The sequence below is a fragment of the Corynebacterium sp. FDAARGOS 1242 genome (genome assembly GCF_016889985.1).
Taxonomy (GTDB): Bacteria; Actinomycetota; Actinomycetes; order Mycobacteriales; family Mycobacteriaceae; genus Corynebacterium; species Corynebacterium minutissimum_B.
In genome coordinates this window covers 1,652,101-1,677,515 of the sequence record NZ_CP069568.1, presented here as the reverse complement: position 1 = coordinate 1,677,515, position 25,415 = coordinate 1,652,101, and the positions used below count along the sequence as shown (strand labels likewise).

Sequence of the window (25,415 nt, the reverse complement as noted above, 5' to 3'; positions counted from 1 at the left end):
GCGCGTGCGCGCGTCGCCGTTGGGTACGCTCGATGCCATCGTGAAAGAATTACGCAAACCCCTGGCAGTGGTCACGGTGACGTTCTCCCCGGGCCGCTACCTTAGTGACTTTTTATCCTCGCTGTGCTTGGCGACGTCCCACCCAACCCTCACCATCCTCGCCGACAATGGCTCCACGGATGGTGTGCCCGAAGCCGCCGCGCGGGATCATGAGGACGTGGAATTCCTCGATACTGGAGGAAACAGTGGCTATGGTGCTGGCATGAACGCGGGCGCACGTTTTGCGCGTACACGGGGAGTGGATGAAGAGTTCTTCCTCATTGCTAACCCGGATGTGACGTTTAGTGAGGGCTCCTTAGACGAGCTCATCGCCTGCGCACGCCGCCATCCTCAGGCTGCGGCGGTGGGCCCGCGCATCGTGGAGCCGGATGGCACGAACTACCCCTCGGCACGTGCGGTGCCGACGCTGAGCACTGGAATTGGCCACGCGTTTTTCGGAACGGTGTGGCCTTCCAACCCGTGGTCGAAGGCCTACCGCAATGATGCGGACATGAGCAGCGAGCGTACAGCTGGATGGCTCTCTGGCTCCTGTCTCTTGGTGCGCTGGGACGCTTTCGATGCCATTGGTGGCTTTGATGAGCGCTACTTCATGTATATGGAAGACGTGGACTTGGGTGATCGCTTCACTCGGGCCGGGTGGAGCAATATTTTCTGCCCGTCGGCGGTCATTACGCACGCCAAAGGCCATTCGACGAAGGCGCACCGCGGCGCGATGCTACGAGCGCACCATGACTCCGCCTACCGTTTCCAGGCAGATCGGTACCCGCATTGGTTCGAGGCGCCCCTCCGCGCAGCGCTGTGGCTGGGATTGCGGTTACGTGGGCTGGCTTTGAGCGCGTGCCGTGACGGTTCCTAGGGCTCGTGGCCTATACACTAACGGTAACTTATCTGTGAGAGTTTAAGGATCGATATGACTGAATCAGCACCCCAGTGGGGATCGACGGCCGATGCCGTCATTCTGGTGGGAGGCCGCGGCACCCGCCTGCGCCCGCTGACGATTGGCACGCCGAAGCCCATGCTGCCGACGGCCAACTACCCCTTCCTCCAGCACCTTCTGGCCCGTATCAAGGAGGCCGGAATCGAGCACGTTGTGCTCTCCACGTCCTTTAAGGCTGAGGTCTTTGAGGAGTACTTCGGCGATGGCTCCGATATGGGCCTGGAGATTGAGTACGTGGTGGAGGAGACCGCGCTGGGCACCGGTGGTGGTATCCGCAACGTCTACGACAAGCTGCGCCACGACACCGTCATGGTGTTCAACGGCGACGTGCTCTCCGGCATGGACTTGAACGGCATCCTCGATACACACCACTCGAAGCAGGCCGACGTCACGATGCATCTGCTGAACGTGGCGGACCCGCGCGCGTTTGGTTGCGTTCCTACAGACTCCAATGGGCGAGTAACGGCCTTCTTGGAGAAGACCGAGGATCCGCCGACGAACCAGATTAACGCCGGCTGCTACGTGTTCAAGCGGGAGGTTATTGAGACCATCCCGGCTGATCGCGTGGTCTCCGTTGAGCGTGAGACTTTCCCGCAGCTCCTGGAGTCCGGTCACCTGGTCGTGGGCCACGTGGACAACTCCTACTGGCGCGATATGGGCCGCCCGGATGACTTCGTGCGCGGTTCTTCTGATCTAGTGCGCGGCATTGCGCACTCGCCGCTGCTGACCGGTCGCACCGGTGAGTCTGTGGTGGATGAATCCGCCGGCATTGCGGGTGGCGTGCTGTTGCTCTCTGGCACGGCTGTGGGGCGTGGCTCGGTCATCGGCGCGGGTTCGCGCCTTGATGGCACCGTGGTCTTCGATGGGGTGACCATTGAGCCGGGCGCCATCATTAGCAATTCCATCATCGCTTCGGGTGCGCACATCGGAGCTAATGCGCACATCGATAACTGCGTCATCGGTGAAGGCGCGACGATTGGTGCGCGCTGCGAGCTGCAGGGTGGCATGCGTGTCTTCCCAGGTGTGACCCTTCCGGATGCGGGAGTGCGCTTCAGTTCAGATGCCTAAGCGCAAAGCTGTAGCTAGCGCTTAGACGTACCTACGCAACGATTTCAAGCCTCGGCGCTGGGAAAATACCTTCCCAGCGCCTCTTTTTGCCGTGACGGATGGTTTTAGTGGTGCGGTTGAGATCCACGAGATCTGCGCGGGTGGGTGGCGACACGCCGGAGAAACCTTGGAATTGTTCACAGGGTAGGGGGTAGCCACTACATGTAGTACCCCCGATGTTCACCCCCATGGCTGGGGTGTTGTGACTGATGTGAAAGTTGAGGATCGTGTGCAGCGTTTTTGCCGGGATTGCGGAAAAATGACTCCCGACAGGTTGACGATATTTAGTGATCCGGTGTGAAATGACATCAGTGTAATCAACGGCACGGCGGGCACGGCACCGAGAACAACATTCGGTGTAGGGTCGGTGCCACCGACTTGAAGAGAGAAACGACCTCGGAGAAAGGAAGCGGCGTGGACAATACGACGAATAACAGCGCTATTCTCCGTGGCGGTGCTGCTGCAGAGATGTCGCTCGATGAACTCTTTGGTGCCGTCGAGCAGGAGTGGCAAGATCAGGCGCTGTGCGCCCAGACGGATCCGGAAGCCTTCTTCCCGGAAAAGGGAGGCTCAACGCGTGAGGCTAAACGCATTTGCCAGGCCTGCGCCGTGCGTGATGAATGCCTCGAATATGCGCTTGAGCACGATGAGCGCTTTGGAATCTGGGGTGGACTGTCAGACCGTGAGCGCCGCCGATTAAAACGTGAAATCGGTTAGCGCAGCGGATCTGGTAGTGCAGCATCTCCCTCTCCCCCGTCATACTTTGCTTCCCGCAGGGTGTGGCGGGGGAGAGTTGTGTTTTACCAGCTAAAACGCGGATCAATATCTTCTGGATCCACATTGAGGTAATTGGCCACAAGTGCGGTGAGCACAGTGGACAGCAATTCTTCGCGCTCCCGGGCTGAGCGCACGCGCTCCTCCACTGGCATGCGGAAGATGACAAGGCGGGCGCGGGTCGGTTGCCCCGCTGAATCGACTCCGGCAGGCACGATGCGCCCCAAGGGGACGGGACCGTCCGCAATGATCTCATCCGGCATGACTGTCATGTCCGCGGACAGGCGCATGCGGGGTACGGTGTCGACGGCTAGGTCTAGGCCAGCGAGCTGATCGGCGAAAGCGTTTTGGATGGGCGCGTAGGCTTCGAGTACAGCCATGTCGAAGCGCTCAGCGCTGCTGCGGTATCGGGGAATTGCATGGGGGAGTAGCGGCCCGCGAGCGCCGCGGCCATGACGGTGGCGGGCCGGGCGGATGTGGGGGCGGGGCGTGTTCATGCGGCTTAGTTTAAGGCGCGGTGGCGATGCTCGGGCAGGGGGCGCGCCGTGTAGGACTATCGAAATCTCAAGTTTGGGTTTAGACTTGGGGCCGTGAATAGCTCCCGCCGTTGCTCCCGCCCCGGCTGCGGCCGTCCCGCCGTGGCTACGTTGACCTATGCTTACGCCCAGCAAACCGCCGTTGTGGGCCCACTGTCTGAAGATACTGATCCCCATGCATGGGACCTGTGCGAGAAGCACAGCGAGCGCATCACTGCGCCCCAAGGGTGGGAGATGGTCCGTGTGGATCGCATCGAGCTCGATGAGGATGATGACCTCACCGCTCTGGCTGAGGCCGTGCGCGAGGCTGGCCGCGTGACCACCGGGCTTGTCGACGACTCCACGACCGGCTCCGGAGCTGACCCCATCGACTACTCCGCCACCTTCGACGGCGCGGATCCACGCAACTCCAACCATCCGGTCTTTCGCACCCGGCGAGTCCACGACGCCCGCCAACGCCGCCGCGCGCACCTGACGGTGGTGCCAGACGCCGACTAGCGCTCGGCGCGTGCCTCGTAGGTTTCCTTATCCACCGTGTTTCCCAGCGCAGAGGTGCCAGAGGACATGAGTATGCTGTAGGGCTATGCGAACTCGTGAACAGCTCAATGCAGTGATCAAGGCTTATGACGTCCGTGGCGTTGTGGGCGAGGACATCGACGAAACCTTCGTGCGGGATAACGGCGCAGCTTATGCGGCCATCCTGCGCGGCGAAGGCGAGAAAACCCTGGCGGTGGGCCATGACATGCGCCCGTCTTCCCCGCAGCTGGCAGCAGCCTTCGCCGAAGGTGCTGCGGCACAAGGCGTGAACGTCATTATGCTGGGCCTGACCTCTACCGATGAGCTCTACTTTGCTGCTGGTGACCTCAACTGCGCGGGTGCCATGTTTACCGCCTCCCACAACCCGGCGAAGTACAACGGCATCAAACTCTGCCGGGCCGGGGCTGTGCCGGTAGGCCAAGAGACCGGTCTGGAGCAGATCAAGGACATGCTCATCGACGGCACCCCGGCCTACGACGGCGAGCCGGGTACCATCACCGAGCGTGAGGTGCTGGGAGACTATGCCGCCTTCCTGCGTGGCTTGGTGCCGCTGGAGGGCTCCCGCCCACTCGTCGTGGCTGTCGACGCTGCCAACGGCATGGGCGGACACACCGTCCCGGCGGTCTTTGAGGGCCTGCCTTTCGACGTCCGCGATCTTTACTTTGAGCTGGACGGCACCTTCCCGAATCACGAGGCTAATCCGCTCGATCCGAAGAACCTGGTGGATCTGCAAAAGTTCACCGTGGAGCAGAAGGCGGATATCGGCCTTGCCTTCGATGGCGATGCCGACCGTTGCTTCGTGGTGGATGAGAAGGGCCAGCCGGTCTCGCCGTCCGCCATCTGCGCCCTGGTGGCGGAGCGCTACTTGGACAAGTTCCCGGGCTCCACGGTGATCCATAACCTGATTACCTCGAAGACCGTTCCGGAGCTCATCGCGGAGAAGGGCGGCAAGGCCGTGCGCACCCGCGTCGGCCACTCCTTCATCAAGGCTCAGATGGCCAAGGAGAAGGCGGTCTTTGGAGGCGAGCACTCCGCGCACTACTACTTCCAGGAATTCTGGAATGCCGATTCTGGCATGCTCGCGGCTATGCACGTGCTCGCCGCTCTGGGTGAGCAGGACAAGCCGTTGAGCGAGCTTATGGCGCAGTACTCGCGCTACGAGGCCTCGGGTGAAATCAACTCCACCGTGGAGGATCAGAAGGCCACGACGCAGCGCGTACTGGATGAGCTGGCGGACAAGATTGAGTCCGTCGACGAGCTGGATGGTGTGACCGTGCAGCTCAAGGGTACCGATGCGTGGTTCAACGTGCGTGCCTCCAACACCGAGCCGCTGCTGCGCCTCAATGTTGAAGCAAAGACCGCCGACGAGGTGCAGGCCATCGTCGACGAGGTCCTCGCCATCATCCGCGCCTAGCGTGAGGGCGTATGTCGTCACGCTAGGCCCTTGAGGCACGGCCTTCACACGCAGTACTTGAGACAAGAACTGCCCTAACTGACGATCTTCTCCGCGTTAATTGTGGCGGAGGCGAGAGTTTCGTCAGATAGGGCAGTTTTAGTTCAGGAGGCCTTGCCGTTGGCGGCGAGGAACTGCCGTCGGGGCTGTGGGCCCAGCCTTGAGACAGCAGCCTAGTCGCGCGAGTGGGTGACCATCTCTTCCCACTCGACAAACTTCTTGCGCTCGCGGCCCTCGGCCTCACCCAGGGCACGCTCGGCGGCGTCGAGCTTCTTCCAGCCCTCCCAGGTCAGGTGCTCCAGGCCCTTGGACTTGAAGAGCTCGACGATGTCCTCCTCGCGGTCGTGGGAGAGGTTGCCCGCTTCGGCGTCGTCAAGCAACATGCCGATGGTCTCCGTGGCGTCGGACTTGGTGTTTCCGATGAGCCCCACCGGACCGCGCTTGATCCAACCGGTGGTGTAGAGGCCCGGCACGATGGTGCCGTCGAGATCGACGACGTGGCCGCCGTCGTTGTTGATGACGTTCTTCTGCGTGTTGAAAGGCACGCCTTCGATGGCATCGGAGCGGTAGCCCACGGCCAGGTAGACGGCCTGCGCCGGCCACTCGGTGAACTTACCGGTGCCGGAGACGGAGCCATCGCCGTTGAGTGCGGTGCGCTCGGTCTTCACGGCAGTAACCTTGCCGTTTTCGCCGATGAACTCAACCGGCTGCTCGAAGAGGTGAATCTGCAGGGTGTGCGGGGCATCCTTGGGCTCGCGGATGGCGTAGCCCTCCAGGGTCTGGCACACCAAGTCGCAGGACTTGGCCTCTTCGCGAGCCTTGAGGGAGGCTTCGTCGTAGTCGATGTCCTCTGGGTCCACGACCACGTTGATGGTCGGGGAGTGGTCGAGCTCCTTGAGCTCCAGGGGGGTGAACTTGGCCTGCGCCGGACCGCGGCGGCCGAAGACGCGCACGGTGGTGGCCTGGTTCTTAGCCAGGGACTCGTAGACGTTATCGGGGATCTCGGTGGCTTCCTTAAGCTCGTCGCCAGTCTTGGCCAGGATGCGGGCCACGTCCAGGCCCACGTTGCCCACGCCAATCACAGCGACGTCGGTGGCGGAGAGGTCCCAGGAACGCTCGAAGCGCGGGTTGCCGTCGTAGAAGCCGACGAACTCGCCTGCGCCATGCACGCCCTCGAGGTCGGAGCCAGGGATGGTCATACCCAAGTCGCCGACGGCGCCGGTAGCGAAGACGATAGCGTCGTAGTACTCCTCGAGCTCGGCGACAGTAACATCGCGGCCCACAGTGATGTTGGACAGCAGACGGATCTGTTCGGAATCAAGCACGCGGTGCAGGGAGTTGACAATGCCCTTAATGCGCGGGTGGTCCGGCGCCACGCCGTAGCGGATGAGGCCAAACGGTGCGGGCATCTGCTCGATGAGATCGATCTGAACGTTGCCGCCGGTTTTCTTCACCAGGATGTCGGATGCGTAAATGCCGGCTGGGCCGGCGCCGATGACGGCTACTTTCAGGGGCTGCTGAGTCATGGATGACCTTTCGGAGTGTTGTACTAACTATCGAAAGCTTAGTTCTTTAACAAGTGTGGGCTTTATTGAACCGGCTTGTCTGCTGTAGGGCAACTATGCCTAATTACATTCGGAGATCATTGTGGCATAGACGCAGCGTGCTTTGCATATTGCTCAGAAAATAAAAAAGACTGCTTTGTCTGTTTCTCCTAGACCGGTAGGTTTTCACTAACCGACGAAAGGCAGCAGACTATGACCACCGCCACACAGCGGCCCGCGCGCACGAAGAAGCCGGAAGGCCAGTGGAAGATTGACGGAACCTCCCCGCTCAACGCAGACGAGGAGATTAAGCAGGCGGATGACGCCCTCGCGGTACGCCAGCGCGTCATTGATCTCTACTCCAAGCAGGGATTTTCCTCCATCCCACCCGAGGACCTTGCTCCACGCTTTAAATGGTTGGGCCTGTACACCCAGCGCAATCAGAACTTAGGCGGCGAGATGACCTCCAAGCTCTCTAACGCCGAGCTGCAGGACGAATACTTTATGATGCGCGTGCGCTTCGATGGCGGCTGCGCCGATCCCGCCAAGCTGCGCGCGGTTGGTGAGATTTCGCGCGACTATGCGCGCTCTACCGCGGACTTTACGGACCGTCAAAACATCCAGTTGCATTGGATTCAGATTGAAGATGTTCCCGCCATCTGGGAGAAACTGCGCTCCGTAGGATTGGATACCTTCCTAGGCTGTGGTGATGTGCCCCGCGTCATCCTTGGCTCACCGGTAGCAGGAGTGGCTGCCGACGAGATTATTGATGCGACTCCGGCCATCGAGGAAATCAAGAATGATTACCTCCTGCGCGATGAATTCCACAACCTTCCACGAAAGTTTAAATCCGCCATCTCCGGAAACGCCCGCCAGGACGTGACCCATGAGATTCAGGATGTTGCCTTCGTAGGCACAACTCATCCCGAGTACGGTCCTGGCTTCGACTGCTTTGTGGGCGGCGGCCTTTCCACCAACCCGATGCTGTCCCAATCCCTCGGTGCGTGGATTCCGCTCGAGCGGGTGCCGGAGGTCTGGGCTGGAGTAGCCCGCATCTTCCGCGACTACGGCTTCCGCCGCAACCGCAACCGTGCGCGCCTGAAGTTCCTCGTGGCGCAGTGGGGCATTGAGAAGTTCCGTCAGGTCCTCGAAGAGGAGTACCTGGACGAGCCGCTTCTCGACGGCCTCCCGCTCCCCGTCGCTCCCGGCAACCGTGACCACGTCGGCGTGCATCGCCAGCAGGACGGCAAGTTCTACGTTGGCGTAAAGCCCACCGTGGGCCACGCGACAGGCGAACAGCTCATTGCCATCGCGGACGTAGCGGAGAAATTTGGCATTACCCGCATCCGCACGACCCCGATGAAGGAGCTGCTCTTCCTCGACGTGGAGGAAAAAGACATTCCAGAGCTCTCTCGTGCGCTTGATGAGACGGGACTGTACTCCCAGCCCTCTGAGTTCCGCCGCGGCGTCATCTCCTGCACCGGCCTAGAGTTCTGCAAGCTCGCGCACGTGACCACCAAGGCTCGTGCCATCGAGCTCGTGGACATCTTGGAGGACACCTTGGGTGTTCTCGATGTTCCACTCTCTATCGCTCTCAACGGTTGCCCCAATGCGTGTGCTCGCTCGCAGGTGGCTGACATTGGTCTTAAGGGCCAGATTGTCACTGATGCGGACGGCAACCGCGTGGAAGGTTTCCAGGTCCACTTGGGCGGCGCGCTGGGTCTCTCCCCGGACTGGGGCCGCAAGCTGCGCGGTCACAAGGTCGTGGCCGACGAGGTGCCGGAGTACGTCATCCGCCTGGTGAACAAGTACAAGGAGCAGCGCGACGACGGTGAAGAGTTCCGCCACTGGGTCCTGCGCGCAGACGAGGAGGACCTGCAGTGAATTTCCGCCGCGAGCCCAACCCCAACCGCAACCACCCGGCGTATTGCCCCTACTGCGCCGGCACCGACCTTTTTCCGGATGAGGAAGACGATTTTGCCTGGAAGTGCCAGGAATGCCTCCGCATTTTCTCCTTGCGTTTCCACGGCCAGGACGACGCCCCGGTAGCTCCCGCGCCGGCAGTGTCCGCCAACGAAGCGCTCAAGCGTTCCCTAGCTCGACGCGGTCATTCCACCGCGCCGCAGGCCTAACTGTTGACCGAGGAAAGCCATCATGACCGCACTCATTACGTTGTCGCACGGCTCGCGTCACCCCGCAGCCGCACCACACGTGGAGGCCCTGACCCGTGCCGCCGGCAAACTCGCCGGCGTTCCGGCTTTGGCCGCGCACCTCGAATTCAACGAACCGGCCCTGGAGGCCGCAGCACAGGAGATGGCTCAGCGCGGAGTACGCGATGCAGTTGTTGTTCCGCTGCTCTTTACTGAGGGCTATCACCAGCGCGTCGACGTGCCCGCCGCGATTGATAGTGCCGCGGCGTCGTCCGGCTTGACTCTGCGCCGAGCATGCGGGTTCGGCACTGGTGAGGACATGGCCCAGCTTCTCGCCGCGCGGGTTCCTGCCGGTGCCGATAAGGTAGTGGTTTACTCCGTTGGTTCCTCCGACGAACAGGCTAATGCCGCTGTCGCGGGTCTTGCTCGTCGCGTAGGTGAGCTCACCGGATGTGAGGCTGAAGCCGCCTATGCCACGCGAGACGCGCGAGACGCTCACGCGTCTCGCGGGAAAAGTCGAAATCGCGGTGCCAGTTCTCAAAGTGAAGTGGTCGTGCCGCTCTTCGTCAGCCCTGGTTTGTTGCTCGACCGCCTTGCTCCCCATTCCGACAATCCATCGACCCCACAGCACCGAAAGATGCTGCCACCGTTAGGGGAGGCCCTAGCGGGCATCGTGTCCCAACGTTTCCAGGAGGTGGCTCATGCGTAGCCTCATTCTCATCGCCCTTGCGGGTGCCGCTGCACAGCTCGTTGATGGCGGCATCGGCATGGGCTTTGGAGTCACCTCCACGACCATCTTGCTCCTTGCGGGCCTCGGCCCAGCAACGGCGTCGGCCGTAGTCCACACCTCGGAGTTGGGAACGACCCTCGTCTCCGGTATCAGCCACTGGCGTTTCGGCAACGTGCACTGGCCAACGGTGCTCAAGCTCGGTGTCCCAGGCGCGATCTCAGCGTTCGTGGGCGCGACAGTTCTGTCCAACCTCTCCCTGGAATCCGCAGTGCCGGTCACCTCCACCATCCTCCTTATCTTGGGCATTAACCTGGTGTGGCGTTTCTCCCGTCTTCGCCCGAAGAAGACCTCCACCTCGCGACCGCACTCCACCCCATTCCTTACCGGACTAGGTATTGTCGGCGGCTTCGTGGATGCCTCCGGTGGCGGCGGCTGGGGCCCAATCTCCACGTCGACGCTCATGGCGGTTGGGCGTGAACAGCCGCGACGCATCGTCGGCACGGTGAATACTGCGGAATTCCTCGTGACTTTCGGTGCTACCGCCGGATTCATCGTGGGCTTGTGGCATGAGATTGTTGCCAATGCGGCAGCAGTGGTGGCGCTTCTTATCGGTGGCATGATCACTGCACCTATCGCGGCGTGGCTGATTTCCCGCATTAACCCCACGCTGCTGGGCGGCTTCGTCGGTACAGCTATCGTCACCCTCAACGTGCCCAAAGCCGTGGGCTGGGCGCTGCCGCACGGCGTTGTCGTGGGCCTGCAAATCGCCGCACTGGTGCTAGGCGTCTCCCTGACCGTCTGGGCCAACCGCCGCCGCAAGCGCCACGAGCGCGAAGAGAACTACGAGGGCCACCCCTCGAGCCCAACGCGTGGTGGCAGCCGCGTCGTGAGTTCCTCGGAGCCGAATGGCTCCGCCGCTAGCTCTGAGGATACGGCAGAAACAGCCCGCGTCGGGGCGTCGGCCGCGAGCTCGGATTAGAGTCCGGCGACCTCGCCGATAACGATGACGGCCGGCGGTGCCACGGAATGAGCCTCCATCGTGGTGCCGAGCTCGGCCAGCTCACACCTGAAAGCACGTTCCTCAGCTAGTGAGCCTTCTTGGATGATGTGGACGGGGGTGTGGGGGCTTAAGGAGGCGTCGATAAGCGCCGTGGCAATAGCTGCAGCGTTTTTCACACCCATGATGACCGAGAGCGTCGCCCCGGAGCGGGCAAGAGCTGCCCAATCCACCAAGGATTTCGGATGGCCCGGCGGGAGATGGCCAGAGACCACCGTGAAAGCATGCACCATGCCGCGGTGCGTGATGGGAGTGCCCGCCAGCGCTGGCACCGCCACGGCGGAGGTTACCCCGGGGATGACTTCCACGGGAACGCCGGCCTCCGTAAGCGCGGTCAGCTCCTCGAAGCCGCGGCCAAAGACATAAGGATCGCCGCCTTTAAGACGGACCACTCGGCGGCCCGCCTGGGCGTGTTCGATGAGGATTTCGTTGATTCGCTCCTGCGCAACCTGCTTGCGGTAGGGGATCTTGGAGACGTCGATAAGCTCCTTGGCGTCAACATCGCACAGCTTGTCCAACTGTGCAGTGGGGCCGAGGTGATCGGCCACAATGACGTCCGCAGCCTGTAGAGCTTGCATGCCGCGCACCGTAATGAGGTCCCACGCGCCCGGGCCGCCGCCAACGAGGACTACCGGATGAATGCTCATGGTCCCTCATCCTAGCTATGCTCGAGCTCATGACATCCTATGACCCCGAAACCGTGCGCTTCTTCGACGTTGCCCACGAAGGTGCCCAAGCCCGCGTCGTAGCCTCCGCCGTGCCAGACCTTGCCCGGTTATTGAGCGGCATGCGTCCGCGTTCCCTCGTCATCCTCGCTGCGGACCAGATATCCCGGGCCGCTGCGCACGTGGCAATGGGGCTTGCAGAACCTGCAGACGTGCCCATTGCGGTTAGCGAATCGTTGCCACGTTTCGTCGGCGCACTCGACGTGGTCGTCGTGGCGGGGGAGAGCCCGTGGGCAGAACGCGCGTTGCACGACGCTGCTCGGCGCGGCGCCACCACCATTCTCCTCAACGAGGCGGAGGATGCTCCTGACAACACCGTGGTGATAGACCAACTGCCCACGGTGGAAGGAGTCTCCCCAGTCCGGGCTATCGTGGCACTACATGCGGTACAGGCGGTGCTGAGCGAAGACCCCGAGCTGGTTGCGCGCCGTCTGGAGGACGTGGCGGAGGCCGTGGATCGAGAAATCGAAGCACTCTCCCCGCAGCGCGATTCCACCACGAACCCAGGCCGTGCGCTGCGTGAGTTTGCTGAGGGCGGCCGCGTTGTCCACAGTAGTGGTCCGGACCCCTATGCCTTCTCTGAGGAGCGAACGCGCGTGCATCTAGGTGCGCTCGTTGCCCGCATGGCAGGCGCTATCTGGGCAACGCATGGGCTGGGCGGCTCGGTCGTGGATGCGGAAGGCCTAGGGCCGATTTTGGAGGACGCGCCGACTGACATCTTCCACGACCCCTTTGAAGACGGGGAGCCTTTGGTACCCTTGAAAATTGTTTTATGGGGACAGGAAGAGGCGAACCTGCCCCATTCATTCGCTGCGGCGAGCGCCGACCCCTCCAGTGGGGATCTGGCCGGCGCGCTGCAGTTGATTACGCGGAGTTACGCCGCGACCGCCTATGACGTGAAATAGAGGATATCGATGAAGCTGCTCGAGAGCGCTGCCCGCAACTATTCCTGGGGTTCGCGCACACTGATTCCTGCCCTCCTGGGAGAACCTGAAACGCAGAGCCCCGTGGCGGAGCTGTGGTTTGGCGCGCACCCGGCGGACCCGTCCACAGTGGATGGTGAGCGCCTCGATGACATCATTGCCGCCGACCCAGCGAACCAGGTAGGCGCACGTGTGGCGGGTGAGTACGGGGAGAATCTTCCCTTCCTGTTGAAGATTCTTGCCGCGGCTGAGCCGCTCTCTTTGCAGGCGCACCCGTCGAAGGCGCAGGCGGAGGAAGGTTTTGCGCGTGAAAACGCAGCAGGCATTGAGCTGACTGCCTCCAACCGCAACTACAAGGACGACAACCATAAACCTGAGCTCATCGTGGCGCTGACAGAGTTCTACGCCATGGCAGGTTTCCGTCCTTTGGAGCAGACTCGCCGTCTCTTCACCGCCCTCGAGTGTCCGGAGCTCGATCACTACGTCAGCATGCTCGCGGATGAGCCGGAGGCAGAAGGCGATAATCTGCGCGCGTTGTTCACCACGTGGATTACCATCCCGGGCGCTAAGCGCAAAGAGCTTATCGCCGCCGTCGTGGCCGCCGGTGAGCGCCTCCGCGACCAAGGCGCAGGCGAAGAGTGGATGGGCATGGTCATGGGGACCGTGGCTAAGCTCAACGAGCAGTACCCGGGTGATATCGGCGTCCTCGGCGCGCTGCTCCTCAATCACATCGTGCTGCAGCCAGGCGAAGCGGTCTACCTCAATGCCGGTGAATTGCATGCTTACGTCTCCGGCCTCGGCGTGGAGATCATGGCCAACTCCGACAACGTGCTGCGTGGCGGTCTGACTCCAAAGTTTGTGGACGTTCCGGAGCTGGTCAAGGTTCTTACCTACTCCGCCGCGAAGGACCCGCGCGTGCCACAGGTAGATAAATCAACTCAGAGCAACGTCCACGGCGCTCAGGCATGGTCCTATCCGGTGCCGATTGAGGAGTTCGCTCTGGATCGTGTGGAACTAACCGGTGAGGAATCCGTGGACGTTGATTTTGACGGCCCCGTTATCGTGCTGTGCACCTCCGGCGCCGTTGACGTCAACAACGAGCGCGATGAGAGTGTTGCGCTCAGCGCCGGCCATGCCGCTTGGATTCCTGCCGGCGACCCAGTTGCCACTGTGCGTGCTGCGGAGAACGGCGCTGCGCAGGTGTTCATCGCCCGCGTATAAACACGGCGATTAAGCGCGGAGATTACTCAAAAGCTGCGGCGGCGACATTAGGCGCGGCCCGACAGCCCTGACAGTTCTTCCGGGGAGGAGGGCAGTTCCGGTGCTGCTGGAGCCTCGGCCTTCACGGGAGCTTTGTCCGCACCTGAGTCCGTTCGCGCACCTTCCGGTTCTGTGGACGCAATCCTGACGGATGGTTCCTCGTTCGCCGGCTGTTCCGCAGTGAGGGCGTCTGCTGCGGGGTCCTTCGCGGCAGGCTCAGTCGGTTCTGGCTGCTCAGCAGCAGCAGGTTCTTCGGCTGCCGGGGCACCGTCGGTAGGCGCAGCGGGTGTGGGTGCCTCATTCGTGCGGGAAGCGTCCTGCTCACGCTGGCGATCCAGCTCAGCGAGCTTGTCAGCAATCTCCTGCTGCCGTTGTGCCTCTGGGCCCCTTTCCTGCTCGGCGGTCGGTTCCTTGAACCTCACATCGGTGCGCGGCTCTTCCTGAGGCTTTGGGGCCTCCTGAGCTAGGCCCGCTGGCTGCGTGTCCTGAGAGTTTGCCGGGGCATTCGGGGCGTGGGTGTGCTCCGGTGCAGTGGACGCCTGGGGCTCAGCTCTGTCAGATTCAGTGTTGTTATCCTGTTGGGCATCCTGCGGAGACGCAGTGCGTGGCGCGGGCTGTTTGGTGGGCTCAGTGCCCGGGGTGCCGGTGGTGGTGGAACCCGGGGCCGGTGTACCAGGCGAAGAAGTAGTAGTAGCAGCAGGAGCAGAAGACTCCGGTGAGGTGTTATCCGGTGAAGTGTTAGGTGCCTGCGGATTATTCGGATCCTGGGGTTGCACGGTGCCCTGTGGTTGCTGATTCTGCAGTGACGAGACGTTATCAGGGCGATAGACAGCCGTGGGTTGAGCTGGTTCCGTGCGGTCCAAGACAGCGTTTGGTGCCAAGTAAGGATCTTCCGCGGGGGCTGCAATCGTTTCCTGCGACGTCTTCGGCTGCGAGGCTGAGGACGTGGTGGTGTAGGAGTGCTCAGAAGAGGAAGTCTGCGGCGCCGAAGAACCGGATTCAGCCGTGGCTGCCGAAGGTTCAGGGGCAACGGAATTTGGGGCACTTGTCCGCCACACCACCATGCCGATGGCTACGGCAAGGAGGAGACCGGCCGCAATAAAGGCGAGCACTCGGCGTGGGGTGCTGGTCATCCTGAGTCTCCTTTCCGCGCACAAGGTCACAAGTCGATAACAACGATAGCATGAAACCTGGTGTACCCACGGTTTCACCTTATAATCCCTGCTCGCACACAGGCTTCTGACAGAAATATGTAGGTGGACAAGTGTCCGCCCGTGCAGAGTAGCTGCATAGTAGTGCTTTACCGTGGCCCTCGACACGGAGCGACAGAGACCTGCGTGGCACTGTCTAAAGAATGGTAAAAAGTGGGTAAGAGACCTCACCTAGCGTCGCGGTGCCGTCGTGGCGCCTACGACCCCACAGTTTCAGATTTCAGCATCAGGCATTAGGCAATAAGGAGAAACCAATGAGCTCATGGGATGAAGATATCTTCACTGACGAGGCTAACGTCGAGTTTCTTGACGAGCTGTCAGATCTCGAAGACGAAGAGATTGTGGCTGCAGTCGATGACGCCTGCGCGCTGGCGGTATCCGGTGAAGACCAGACCGAAGAAGAACAGCGCAACGCGCTGGCTGCCGCCACCATCGCTGCCATCTGGGCAGGCGCTCCCTTCAGCGCTGGTGAAGTAGTGGAGGATTACCCCTTCATTCGTGACCTCGCAGGCTCTGGGAGTGAAAACCTCCACGAGCATGCTTTGGAACTGCTTGAAGGGGTCGAGGAAGATTACGATCTCGAAGCCTTCATTGAGGCGCTGTCCTAGGCATCCGTTGTTGAGGTCCGCATGCGTCTGTGCGGACCCTACGTTCTTAAGAGTTTTCACTCAAAGGGTTTTCACTCAGCATGCTGATTAGTATTGAGGGTATTGACGGCGCCGGAAAAAACACCGTCACTCAACGCCTGCGGAAGGAACTTGACTGCGACGTCTCAGTCTTGAGTTTCCCGCGTTATGAGGAGTCCATTCACGCGCAGCTAGCGCAGCAGGCGCTGTACGGAAAGATGGGTGATCTCATAGATTCCGCCTACGGCATGGCCACGTTGTTTGCGCTTGACCGCTGTGGTGCCAAAGAGCAGTTGCTCGCTGCCGCCGAAGACACGGGTTCTCTACTCATCCTTGACCGCTACGTGGCCTCCAACGCTGCGTACACGGCTGCCCGACTGAGCGAAGAATCCGTCGTAGACTGGATTTATGAGCTGGAGTTTGAGCGCTTTGGCTTGCCGGTTCCGCAGCTGCAGATTTTCCTCGATACCGACGTTGCCGTCGCTGGGCAGCGTGCCGTGTCCCGCGCTGCTGACGACGAATGCCGCAGCCGAGACCGTTACGAGCGCGATGCCGGGCTGCAGGCCCGCACAGCGGCAGCCTACCGGCGCCTCGCGCAGCAGGCGTGGGCAGGACGGTGGATCGCCACCGCGGATGCCGATATGATTATTCAATCTGTCAAGGACCTCGTAGGAGAACAGTAAAGTGGCACCGAAAATCTTGGTCGTGGATGATGACCCGGCAATTGCCGAAATGCTCACCATCGTGCTCGAAGCCGAAGGATTGGAACCTATCGCCGTTAATGACGGCAACGAGGCCATCCCGGCTTTCCACCACCATGACCCAGACCTGATTTTGCTGGACCTCATGCTGCCGGGCATGAATGGTGTGGATATCTGCCGTGCCATCCGTACCGAGTCGTCCGTGCCGATTGTCATGCTCACCGCGAAGACGGACACCGTTGACGTCGTACTGGGCTTGGAATCGGGCGCAGATGATTACATCACCAAGCCCTTCAAGCCGAAGGAGCTCATTGCCCGTATCCGCGCGCGTTTGCGCCGCTCGGATTCCTCCTCTGGTGAGATGATTGAGGTAGGGGACTTGCTTATCGACGTCCCCGAACACACCGTCACCCGCAAGAGCGGCGAGGAAATTTCCTTGACCCCGCTGGAGTTTGATCTCCTGCTGGAGATGGCTCGTAAACCTGGCCAGGTTCACACCCGTGAAGCTTTGCTGGAGTCCGTGTGGGGCTACCGCCATGCCTCCGATACTCGCCTTGTCAACGTGCACGTGCAGCGCCTACGCGCGAAGATCGAGCACGACCCAGAGGACCCGCGCATTGTGCTCACCGTGCGTGGCGTGGGCTATAAGACCGGCAAAGTTGGCGAGTAAAGGACAGCCGTTATTTTTGATGGGATGAGGCGAGTCAGGGATGGCGTCGTCGAGCGCTGGCGTACATCTCTGCAGACACGCGTCATCGGCATGATGCTCGTGGCCTCCGCAGTGGTCATGCTGATTTTGGCGTACGCGCTTGTGTCGGTGTTGACGCAGCAGCTGGTGAGCCAAAAGGAAGAGACTGCTCTGCAGGAGCTCGAACGTGCGCGCGTGGCCGTGGAACAGCAGATTGATGCTACGGGTACCGCAAACTCGACGCAGGTGCGCATCAACTCAGCGCGCGCAGCCTTGGGGCAGATGTCGGCGCAACAAAACGATGCCCAAGCGGTCTACGAACCTGTTGTTGTGGTGGACAATCCTGACGGCACCGCTACAACCTCGCCGGAGGGCTACCGCGTCCCAGAAGGAATGCGCGAGCTCGTAGGCCAAGGGCAAATTGTGCAGCAGTACGCCACCGTGGACCAACAATCAGGCGCGACCTATAACGCGCTGATGGTCGGCACGCCCATCGAGTGTGACATCCCGAATACGCAGGTCTACCTCGTGTTGTCGATGGAGTCAGAGGAATCCACGATGGCACTGATGCGCGGGTTGCTCTCTGCCGCCGGTGTGGTCGTCGTGGTGTTGCTCGTGGGTATTGCGTGGCTGGCTACTCAGCAGGTTATTACCCCGATTCGTTCTGCCTCTCGCATTGCGCAGCGCCTTGCCGCCGGTCACCTGCGTGAGCGCATGGTGGTCAACTCCGATGATGAGATGGGCCGCCTTGCGTCCTCCTTCAACGACATGGCAGACAAACTCTCCAAGCAGATTGCGCAGCTGGAGGAATACGGAGATTTGCAGCGTCAGTTCACCTCGGATGTGTCCCATGAGCTGCGCACGCCGTTGACCACAGTGCGTATGGCCGCCGATGTCATTGCTGCTGATGCCGATGATTTTAACCCCTACACCAAACGTTCGGCGGAGTTGCTCATCAAGGAGCTGGATCGTTTTGAAGAGCTCTTGGCAGACCTGCTGGAGATTTCGCGTCACGATGCCGGCGTAGCTGATCTGTCCACCGCGTCCATTGACATCCGTTCCTGCATTGATTCGGCGTTGAGCCAAGTGGAGCACTTAGCAGATGAGCTCGGTGTTGAGGTCCGTGTCAACGCACCAGCGGAGCCGGTGGCAGTGGAGTGCGATTCGCGCCGTGTTGAGCGAGTTTTGCGCAACCTCTTTGCCAATGCCATCGACCACTCTGAGGGCAATCCCGTCACGGTGGATGTCGCCACGACTGACGACGCCGTCGGAATCGCCGTTACCGACTCCGGCGTCGGCCTCAAGGAAGGCCAGGAGGAGCTTGTCTTTAACCGTTTCTGGCGCGCGGACTCGTCACGCAAGCGCCATTCGGGCGGTACCGGCCTCGGCCTAGCTATTGCGCGTGAGGACGCTATGTTGCACGGCGGCACTCTCGACGCCATCGGCTACTTTGGGGTGGGCTCGCGCTTCCGCCTCATTCTTCCGCGCACCCCAGGCCAATCCATAGAGTCCGAACCTATTGCCTTGGAAGTACCGGGAGCACCGCGTCCGACGGCCGTGGAAGCTGAAGAACAGGCTGCGCTGCCCTATGGCTTGAGCGCTAGTGGCATAGCCACTGACAGCTTGTCTGGGGCAGAAAGGGCCGGCCGTGGCGAGCACACAGTCGGCGAGAACACTGTCACTGTAGGCGCAGATTTCTCGCCTCACGACGAGCCCGACGAGAGCACTAAGGCCACGGGTGACGACGCTGGAATTGTCTGGCCCTCGGAACGCCAGTCTCGCTCTAAAATCATGGAGGGCGAGACGCCGTTTAACCAGGAGAACGTGCCCGATTTCGATGAGGAGGCCCAGCGATGATCCCCGCCCGTCGTACCTTGGCGGTACTCAGCTGTGTGTCGCTGACTGCACTCGTGGGATGTTCGACGCTGCCCAACAATACCGATCCCCAGGTTATTGGTACATTCGTCCCGCACGAGCGGGCAGAGGATGCCATTGTGGAGCCACGCACTGATAGCGACCCAGACCTGCTCATCCGTGACTTCTACTCCGCCGCTGCTATCCCGGCAGGCAACTATGCCGCTGCGCGTACCTTTTTGGCCTCTGATATTGCGAATACCTGGGATCCCACCAATACCGTCTTGGTTGTCGATTCCATTGACCTCGTGACGTCCAAGATGGAAGACGGTGCGCTGGAGTATTCGGTCCGCGGCAACATTATTGGTCGCCTCGCGGACGGCGGCGCCTATGTGCCCGATAACTCGCGTATTGAGGCGACCGTCCGCCTGCGCCAATTCGATGGTCAGTGGCGCATTACGGATCTTCCCACCGGTGCCGTTATCGAGCGCACGGAGTTACGCAACCGCTACCGCCCGCAGTCCTTGTATTTTTACGACGTCACCCAACGCATGCTCGTGGCTGACCGGCGGTGGCTCTACACCGGCAGGGATTCCATCGCTGCCGAATTGGTGACGTTGCTGCTACAGGGCCCTTCCTCCGATATTGCCCCCGCTATTTCCTCCCTAGTACCTAAGGACGCCACGTTCCTCGGCCTCAATGAGGGGGTCTATGAGTTCAGCGGCATGTCAGGGATGTCGCAAGAGGAACGCCTGAAGTTCGCGGCCCAGTTGGTGTGGACACTCAATAACGCGGAGGTGGCCAGCACCGTGCGGGCCACGATCGATGGCAGCCCATTGGTTGATGGCATGGAAGAGATGACCATCGATGACTTTGCGGAGTTTAACCCTGAGGTGGCAGCGCAATCGGTGGCAAAGCTCTACGCAGTCAACGATGGCTCTTTGCTCGATGTCGCCTCGGACGGGCCCGTGGAGCTTTCCGGCCCGACGGGACAGATCCATGACATCCAGTCTGCTGACATCTCCGACGAAGGTGTCGTGGCTGCAGTGCGCAAGCGCTCCAAGGACGAGTCTCAACTGTCGATGGGAGAGATTGGCCAGGAATTCGGTGATTCCGTCACCGGGTCAACGCTCGCTCGCCCCACCTTCGAGGTAGGCGGTCAAGTGGCCTGGACCGTCGTCGACGGCGAGCACGTTGTTCGCGTGACGCGTTCGCCAGCCACGGGTGAACTCAGTACTTCGGAAGTCGATACCTCTGCCTTGGACGCTATCGATGGCGAGATTTCCGTTATCCGCTTGTCAATTACGGGCGCGCGTATCGCCATGATTATTGATGGCAGCATTTACACCGGTGTCGTTGCCCGAGCCACCTCCGGTGAGCGGCGCATCGTTAACGTCCACCAAGTGGGTCCTGAGCTCACCGGTTCGGCACTGTCCGCGGAGTGGCAGTCTGATGGTTCGCTACTGGTCGGAACCTCTTCCTCCAACTCGCCAGTATGGCGTGTGGAGCAAGATGGTTCCGCAGCTACGACGCTGCCGACCGGTAACATCACCGCTCCTGTGGTTGCGGTGGCGGCGTCGCCATCGACTCTGTATGTCACGGATGCCCACGCCCTCCTCCAGTTGCCGGCAGGTGGCTCGGAGAGCTCCTACTGGCGCGAGGTTGATGGTCTGCGCGGCGTGCGTTCTTCTCCCATCATTCCGCGCTAAAGTCCAGCCCTCTGCGCGCCGCCGTGGCCGCGGCTAGAGTAGGCAGCATGCCGAAACAGTGGGGGATAGGGGAGCTTGCGGCCTCACTCGTGGAGTTGATTCTGCCGCGCCCTTGCGCTGGCTGCGGTGATGAGACTGAGGCCGGTGGGGTGCTGTGCCCGCGCTGCCAGGAACATCTTCGCGAGGTGCCGCGCCGAGTTGAGCGCCCCATCCCACTGGGGTTTCCTACGTGGGCCTTGGGCCCCTATTCCGATACCCGCCGCGGCGTGATCATCGCGATGAAAGAGCGCGGTAACCACGCGGTGCGTGGGCACATGGGTGCCGTGGTGGCGGCTGGTATTGAGTATTTGCGTGCGCGTGGCGATATTCCCGAGACAGCATTGCTCGTCCCGGCGCCGACTCGCGCGTCCTCGGCACGTTCCCGCGGTGGTGATCCGGTTACTGCGCTGTGTGAGTCGGCAGTGTCGCGGCTTCCCGGTTGGCGCACACTCCAAGCACTGGCTACGTCGGAATCGAGCGCGGATCAGTCGGAACTGACGGCAGGTGAGCGTGCGGATAATATGCGCGCGGCAGTGCTTCTTCGGCCCTGCGCGCAGCAGCTTACGGGACAATCGGTGGTGCTTGTCGACGATGTCGTGACCACCGGTGCTACCTTGCGCGCGAGCGCCGCGCGAATAAGGGCCGTCGGGGGTGACGTGGTTGGCGCGATTGTGCTGGCAGATGCCTAGCTAGGCGCACTGGCCGGAGCGTGAAGAGGGGGCCGGTCGATCCGTTGGTTATGACCAGTGGTAGCATGAGGGGTGTCACAGGGAAGCGGATGAGAAGCCCTCATCACAGGCCTTCTCAAGGTCCGCAGAATGTGCGTCATTCAGTCCCCACGAGTAAAGGGAGGCATTTACATGTCCCAGCAGACCAACGCTCAAATCACCATCACGGGCCGTAACGTGGAAGTTCCGGAACACTTCCAGGAGCGCGTCGCCGGTAAGCTGGCCAAGATTGAGCGCCTTGATCCGACTCTGACGTTCTTCCATGTAGAGCTGATGCACGAGCCGAACCCGCGCCGCGAGTCCGAGGCTGAGCGCCTGCAGATCACTGCCACCGGTAAGGGCCATATCGCTCGTGCGGAGGCTAAGGAAGACTCCTTCTACGCTGCCCTCGAGACGGCCCTGAGCAAGATGGAGCGCTCCCTGCGCAAGGTCAAGGTCCGCCGCGAGAACGTCAAGTCCGGCCACCGCGCCCAGAAGGGTACCGGCGAGATTGCCGCCGAGATGGTTGCTGAGGCTGAGGCGGCCAAGCTCACCAAGGAAGATCGCTACATCGATCCGTACGCAGAGACCGTCGAAGATGTCCGCCCGGGCCAGATCGTGCGCTTCAAGGAGCACCCGGCCACCCCGATGTCTGTCGATGATGCCCTCAGCGAGATGGAGCTGGTGGGCCACGATTTCTACCTTTTCGTCAATGTGGAGAACAATAAGCCGTCTGTGGTCTACCGCCGCCATGCCTACGACTACGGTCTCATCTCTCTGACTGAGGAGAACGAAGAGAGCTAAGCTCTCGCGCCTTCCCGTCTAGTTGCGTAAGTCAAGCGCATACTGGTCGCCGAAGAGCCAAAGGCCCTCGCTGCACTGTGGACTGTGCGGCGAGGGCCTTCTTACTCTGTACTGATAGGCGGATTCCTAGAGGGAGAATTGGCTCGATAGGCGGACTTCTTGCTCGGCCACGATTTGGAGTGGAATCAGCGCGATAGCTAGCGGGGCGACGATGAGCAAATCCGTGCCGAAGTTTTCGGTTGGATGCGTATTAGGGGCGTGAGAGCTTTTAGCGATTTCTAATGCTCCGGTCATAATGGTGCTATAGAGCCACATGGCACTTCCGCCTTGTGGGGTATCGTCTTCGGCAGCAAAGGCGGCAGGGGCGGTGAGCGTGCTGACCGCCAGGGCGGTGGAGGTGGCTGCGGCTACGGCAAACCTGGAAAGCTTCATGGTTTAGTCCTTTTCGTGTAGGGCGTGGAGTGGACATTCCTCGGGGCGAAGCGAGAGGAGCAAGATGAACATCGTTCACCTTTGTTAAGGAAATCGTTGTCCTCCACGGGATCGTTAACAGGGGGAACTGAGTGAACGTCGAACTCGCGGTGGAGTGGGGCAGTGTAGAGAGACTTTGGGCTAGCCCTGCAGCGAGGCTTAAACCCTAGTGAGTACAATGGCGACGAGTTAACTATATTGTCGCGACAAGAAGGACTATCTAGACGTGTTTGGACTTTCCAAGCTGCTCCGCGCCGGTGAGGGACGCACCGTAAAGCGCCTAGCCAAGATGGCTGATGATGTTATTGCCCTCGAGGATGATTTTGCCAAGCTCTCCGACGATGAGCTGAAGGCGAAGACGGAGGAGTTTAAGGAGCGCCTGAGCAAGGGCGAGAAGCTCAACGACATTCTGCTTGAGGCTTTTGCAACCGTGCGTGAGGCTGCCTGGCGCGTGCTGGATCAGAAGCACTACAAGGTGCAGATCATGGGCGGTGCTGCCCTGCACTTCGGCAATGTTGCTGAGATGCGCACCGGTGAGGGTAAGACCCTGACCTCACTGCTGCCGGCCTACCTCAATGCGCTTGAGGGCAAGGGTGTGCACATCGTGACCGTTAACGACTACCTGGCTAAGCGTGACGCGGAGATGATGGGCCGTGTGCACCGCTGGCTTGGTCTCTCCGTTGGCGTCATTCTTTCCGAGATGCGCCCGCCGGAGCGTAAAGAGGCCTATGCGTGCGATATCACCTACGGTACTAACAACGAGTTGGGCTTTGACTATCTGCGCGACAACATGGTCCGCTCGCTCGATGACACCGTACAGCGCGGCCACCACTACTGCATCGTCGATGAGGTGGACTCCATTCTTATCGATGAGGCCCGTACCCCGCTCATCATTTCCGGCCCAGTCGATGGTTCCTCCCAGTTCTACAGCGTCTTCTCCCAGTTGGCGCCGAAGATGCGTGAAGGCATCCACTACGAGGTAGACCATAAGAAGCGCACCATCGGTGTGTTGGAAGAGGGTGTCGAGTTCGTAGAGGATCAGCTCGGTATTGATAACCTCTACGCCCCGGAGCACTCGCAGTTGGTGTCTTACCTCAACAACGCGCTGAAGGCTAAGGAGCTCTTTACCCGCGATAAGGACTACATCGTCCGCAACGGCGAGGTCATGATTGTGGATGGCTTCACTGGCCGTGTCCTGGCTGGTCGCCGTTATAACGAGGGCATGCACCAGGCCATCGAGGCCAAGGAGCAAGTGGAGATCAAAAACGAGAACCAGACGCTGGCAACCGTCACCCTCCAGAACTACTTCCGTCTCTACGACAAGATTTCCGGCATGACCGGTACCGCTGAAACCGAGGCTGCCGAGCTGCACTCCATCTACGGCCTCGATGTGGTGCCGATTCCGACGAACAAGCCGAACCAGCGTATCGACCACTCCGACCGCATTTACAAGACTCAGGAGGCGAAGTTCGCCGCCGTGGTCGATGACATCTCTGAACATGTCGAGGCGGGCCAGCCGGTGCTGGTGGGTACTACGTCTGTGGAGCGTTCCGAGTACCTCTCCCAGCTGCTGAGCAAGCGCGGCATCAAGCACTCGGTGCTCAACGCGAAGCACCACGAACAAGAAGGCCAGATCGTTGCTCGCGCTGGTCGCCCCGGCACCGTGACGGTGGCTACCAACATGGCCGGCCGTGGTACCGATATTGTGCTCGGTGGTAACCCCGAAGTCATCCTCGACGAGAAGCTGCGCGAGCGCGGACTAGATCCCTTCGAGGACGAGGAGAAGTACCAGGAGGCGTGGGACGCCGAGATCGACGCGGAGAAGGAGCGCTCCAAGAAGCTTGGCGATGAGGTTCGTGAAGCCGGTGGTCTGTACGTCCTGGGTACCGAGCGCCACGAGTCTCGCCGTATCGACAACCAGCTGCGTGGTCGTTCCGGCCGTCAGGGTGACCCCGGTGAGACCCGTTTCTACCTCTCCATGCGCGATGAACTCATGGTGCGCTTCGTCGGCCAGTCCATGGAAAACATGATGAACCGCCTCAACGTGCCGGATGATGTTCCGATCGAGGCCAAGATGGTCTCTAACTCCATTAAGGGTGCGCAGGCGCAGGTGGAGAACCAGAACTTTGAGATGCGTAAGAACGTGCTCAAGTACGACGAGGTGCTCAACGAGCAGCGCAAGGTCGTCTACGCTACCCGTCACGACATTCTCGATGCCGGTGACATCAAGGACAACATCCGCTCCATGATCGATGACACCGTCTCTGCTTATGTATCCGGAGCGACGGCTACCGGCTATGTCGAGGATTGGAACCTCGATGAGCTGTGGAATGCGCTCGAATCCCTCTATGGTCCGACTATGTCGCACGAGTCGCTCGTCGACGGCACCGAGTATGGCTCCGCCGGTGAGCTTTCTGCGGAGCAGCTCCGTGACGCCTTGCTTGCCGACGCCAACTCGGAGTACGACAAGCTGGAAGACTCCGTCACCGCCATCGGCGGCGAGAGCCAGATGCGCAACACTGAGCGCATGATCATCCTCCCGATCATCGACCAGAAGTGGCGCGAACACCTCTACGAGATGGACTACCTCAAGGAAGGTATCGGTCTGCGTGCCATGGCACAGCGCGATCCTCTGGTGGAGTACCAGAAGGAAGGCGGCGAGATGTTCAACGCCATGAACGACGGTGTGAAGGAAGAAACTGTGCGCCAGCTGTTTATGTTGCGCAAGCAGTTCAAGGCTCAGGAAGAGGCTAATGCCGCTGAATCCGGCGAGGCTTAAAACCAAGCACACAACATCCTGAAAAGACGCTGC

The 25,415-nt window shown here is 60.9% G+C and carries 25 protein-coding genes; 19 read left to right on the top strand and 6 right to left on the bottom strand.

All coding sequences use genetic code 11. The features are described from left to right. Positions 1-4 precede the first annotated feature (4 nt). Positions 5-916, top strand: coding sequence for a glycosyltransferase family 2 protein (locus tag I6J72_RS07975; protein ID WP_204100483.1), 912 nt, complete (start codon positions 5-7; stop codon positions 914-916). Positions 917-970: 54 nt separating this feature from the next. Next, positions 971-2,065: a sugar phosphate nucleotidyltransferase gene (locus tag I6J72_RS07970; RefSeq protein ID WP_204098802.1), complete on the top strand. Its 1,095-nt coding sequence runs from the start codon at positions 971-973 to the stop codon at positions 2,063-2,065. Between the two features lie 31 nt (positions 2,066-2,096). Here the strand turns inward: I6J72_RS07970 and I6J72_RS13205 are convergent, their stop codons facing one another. After that, on the bottom strand, positions 2,097-2,219 hold the full coding sequence (locus tag I6J72_RS13205; RefSeq protein ID WP_255562215.1) for a hypothetical protein: 123 nt from the start codon (positions 2,217-2,219) through the stop codon (positions 2,097-2,099). Positions 2,220-2,572: 353 nt separating this feature from the next. Here I6J72_RS13205 and I6J72_RS07965 point away from each other — a divergent pair, with 353 nt between their 5' ends. Continuing rightward, positions 2,573-2,821, top strand: a complete 249-nt coding sequence (locus I6J72_RS07965) for a WhiB family transcriptional regulator (protein ID WP_005528147.1) — start codon at positions 2,573-2,575, stop codon at positions 2,819-2,821. An 83-nt stretch (positions 2,822-2,904) separates the two neighbouring features. On the opposite strand, the gene I6J72_RS07960 is transcribed toward I6J72_RS07965, so the two are convergent. Further along, positions 2,905-3,375 carry a metallopeptidase family protein gene (locus I6J72_RS07960; RefSeq protein ID WP_204098801.1) on the bottom strand — a complete coding sequence of 157 codons (471 nt, stop codon included), beginning with the start codon at positions 3,373-3,375 and terminating at the stop codon, positions 2,905-2,907. A 93-nt stretch (positions 3,376-3,468) separates the two neighbouring features. Here I6J72_RS07960 and I6J72_RS07955 point away from each other — a divergent pair, with 93 nt between their 5' ends. Both I6J72_RS07955 and I6J72_RS07950 read left to right on the top strand, forming a co-directional pair. Further along, positions 3,469-3,912: a DUF3499 domain-containing protein gene (locus I6J72_RS07955; RefSeq protein ID WP_082013898.1), complete on the top strand. Its 444-nt coding sequence runs from the start codon at positions 3,469-3,471 to the stop codon at positions 3,910-3,912. 85 nt (positions 3,913-3,997) lie between these two features. Beyond that, on the top strand, positions 3,998-5,365 hold the full coding sequence (locus I6J72_RS07950; protein ID WP_204098800.1) for a phosphomannomutase/phosphoglucomutase: 1,368 nt from the start codon (positions 3,998-4,000) through the stop codon (positions 5,363-5,365). Between the two features lie 212 nt (positions 5,366-5,577). Here I6J72_RS07950 and I6J72_RS07945 read toward each other — a convergent pair whose 3' ends face one another. Next, positions 5,578-6,930: an FAD-dependent oxidoreductase gene (locus I6J72_RS07945; RefSeq protein WP_204098799.1), complete on the bottom strand. Its 1,353-nt coding sequence runs from the start codon at positions 6,928-6,930 to the stop codon at positions 5,578-5,580. 231 nt (positions 6,931-7,161) lie between these two features. Between I6J72_RS07945 and I6J72_RS07940 the strand changes: the two genes are divergently transcribed. The 4 genes from I6J72_RS07940 to I6J72_RS07925 are packed head-to-tail and all read left to right on the top strand — an operon-like array spanning position 7,162 to position 10,807. Further along, complete coding sequence (locus I6J72_RS07940; RefSeq protein ID WP_204098798.1) at positions 7,162-8,832, top strand: nitrite/sulfite reductase; 1,671 nt, start codon at positions 7,162-7,164, stop codon at positions 8,830-8,832. Beyond that, a complete protein-coding gene (locus I6J72_RS07935) occupies positions 8,829-9,080 on the top strand; it encodes a hypothetical protein (RefSeq protein WP_204098797.1) in 252 nt (83 codons plus the stop codon). The genes I6J72_RS07940 and I6J72_RS07935 overlap by 4 nt, the downstream gene beginning before the upstream one ends. 22 nt (positions 9,081-9,102) lie before the next feature. Beyond that, a complete protein-coding gene (locus I6J72_RS07930) occupies positions 9,103-9,807 on the top strand; it encodes a sirohydrochlorin chelatase (protein ID WP_204098796.1) in 705 nt (234 codons plus the stop codon). After that, entirely contained in the window at positions 9,800-10,807 is a 1,008-nt protein-coding gene (locus I6J72_RS07925) for a sulfite exporter TauE/SafE family protein (RefSeq protein ID WP_204098795.1), read from the top strand. Before I6J72_RS07930 ends, I6J72_RS07925 begins: the two co-directional genes overlap by 8 nt. Here the strand turns inward: I6J72_RS07925 and cobA are convergent. Then, positions 10,804-11,532 (bottom strand): uroporphyrinogen-III C-methyltransferase, encoded by a 729-nt coding sequence (gene cobA, locus I6J72_RS07920; protein WP_204098794.1) that lies wholly within the window; start codon positions 11,530-11,532, stop codon positions 10,804-10,806. The genes I6J72_RS07925 and cobA overlap by 4 nt on opposite strands. A gap of 29 nt (positions 11,533-11,561) precedes the next feature. Here cobA and I6J72_RS07915 point away from each other — a divergent pair, with 29 nt between their 5' ends. Next, positions 11,562-12,515: an exopolyphosphatase gene (locus tag I6J72_RS07915; RefSeq protein WP_239107269.1), complete on the top strand. Its 954-nt coding sequence runs from the start codon at positions 11,562-11,564 to the stop codon at positions 12,513-12,515. A 9-nt stretch (positions 12,516-12,524) separates the two neighbouring features. After that, positions 12,525-13,754: a mannose-6-phosphate isomerase, class I gene (gene manA / locus I6J72_RS07910; protein WP_204098792.1), complete on the top strand. Its 1,230-nt coding sequence runs from the start codon at positions 12,525-12,527 to the stop codon at positions 13,752-13,754. A 47-nt stretch (positions 13,755-13,801) separates the two neighbouring features. On the opposite strand, the gene I6J72_RS07905 is transcribed toward manA, so the two are convergent. Then, entirely contained in the window at positions 13,802-14,926 is a 1,125-nt protein-coding gene (locus tag I6J72_RS07905) for a DNA-directed RNA polymerase II (protein ID WP_204098791.1), read from the bottom strand. 332 nt (positions 14,927-15,258) lie between these two features. Here I6J72_RS07905 and I6J72_RS07900 point away from each other — a divergent pair, with 332 nt between their 5' ends. From I6J72_RS07900 to hpf, 7 genes are all read left to right on the top strand, one after another. Next, positions 15,259-15,612 (top strand): DUF4259 domain-containing protein, encoded by a 354-nt coding sequence (locus tag I6J72_RS07900; RefSeq protein ID WP_115021364.1) that lies wholly within the window; start codon positions 15,259-15,261, stop codon positions 15,610-15,612. An 80-nt stretch (positions 15,613-15,692) separates the two neighbouring features. Further along, positions 15,693-16,313, top strand: a complete 621-nt coding sequence (locus I6J72_RS07895; protein ID WP_115021365.1) for a dTMP kinase — start codon at positions 15,693-15,695, stop codon at positions 16,311-16,313. Between the two features lies 1 nt (position 16,314). Next, complete coding sequence (mtrA, locus tag I6J72_RS07890; protein WP_115021366.1) at positions 16,315-17,001, top strand: MtrAB system response regulator MtrA; 687 nt, start codon at positions 16,315-16,317, stop codon at positions 16,999-17,001. Between the two features lie 24 nt (positions 17,002-17,025). After that, positions 17,026-18,876: an MtrAB system histidine kinase MtrB gene (gene mtrB, locus I6J72_RS07885; protein WP_239107267.1), complete on the top strand. Its 1,851-nt coding sequence runs from the start codon at positions 17,026-17,028 to the stop codon at positions 18,874-18,876. Next, positions 18,873-20,582: an MtrAB system accessory lipoprotein LpqB gene (lpqB, locus tag I6J72_RS07880; RefSeq protein ID WP_204098790.1), complete on the top strand. Its 1,710-nt coding sequence runs from the start codon at positions 18,873-18,875 to the stop codon at positions 20,580-20,582. The genes mtrB and lpqB overlap by 4 nt, the downstream gene beginning before the upstream one ends. Before the next feature lie 47 nt (positions 20,583-20,629). Then, a complete protein-coding gene (locus tag I6J72_RS07875; protein ID WP_204098789.1) occupies positions 20,630-21,310 on the top strand; it encodes a ComF family protein in 681 nt (226 codons plus the stop codon). Between the two features lie 171 nt (positions 21,311-21,481). Continuing rightward, positions 21,482-22,132, top strand: coding sequence for a ribosome hibernation-promoting factor, HPF/YfiA family (gene hpf, locus I6J72_RS07870; RefSeq protein WP_115021371.1), 651 nt, complete (start codon positions 21,482-21,484; stop codon positions 22,130-22,132). A gap of 126 nt (positions 22,133-22,258) precedes the next feature. Here the strand turns inward: hpf and I6J72_RS07865 are convergent, their stop codons facing one another. After that, the gene (locus tag I6J72_RS07865; protein WP_115021372.1) at positions 22,259-22,564 is read right to left on the bottom strand and encodes a hypothetical protein; all 306 of its coding nucleotides are present in this window, start codon (positions 22,562-22,564) and stop codon (positions 22,259-22,261) included. 265 nt (positions 22,565-22,829) lie between these two features. Here I6J72_RS07865 and secA point away from each other — a divergent pair, with 265 nt between their 5' ends. After that, positions 22,830-25,382: a preprotein translocase subunit SecA gene (secA, locus tag I6J72_RS07860; RefSeq protein WP_070672828.1), complete on the top strand. Its 2,553-nt coding sequence runs from the start codon at positions 22,830-22,832 to the stop codon at positions 25,380-25,382. The last annotated feature ends 33 nt before the right edge of the window (positions 25,383-25,415 follow it).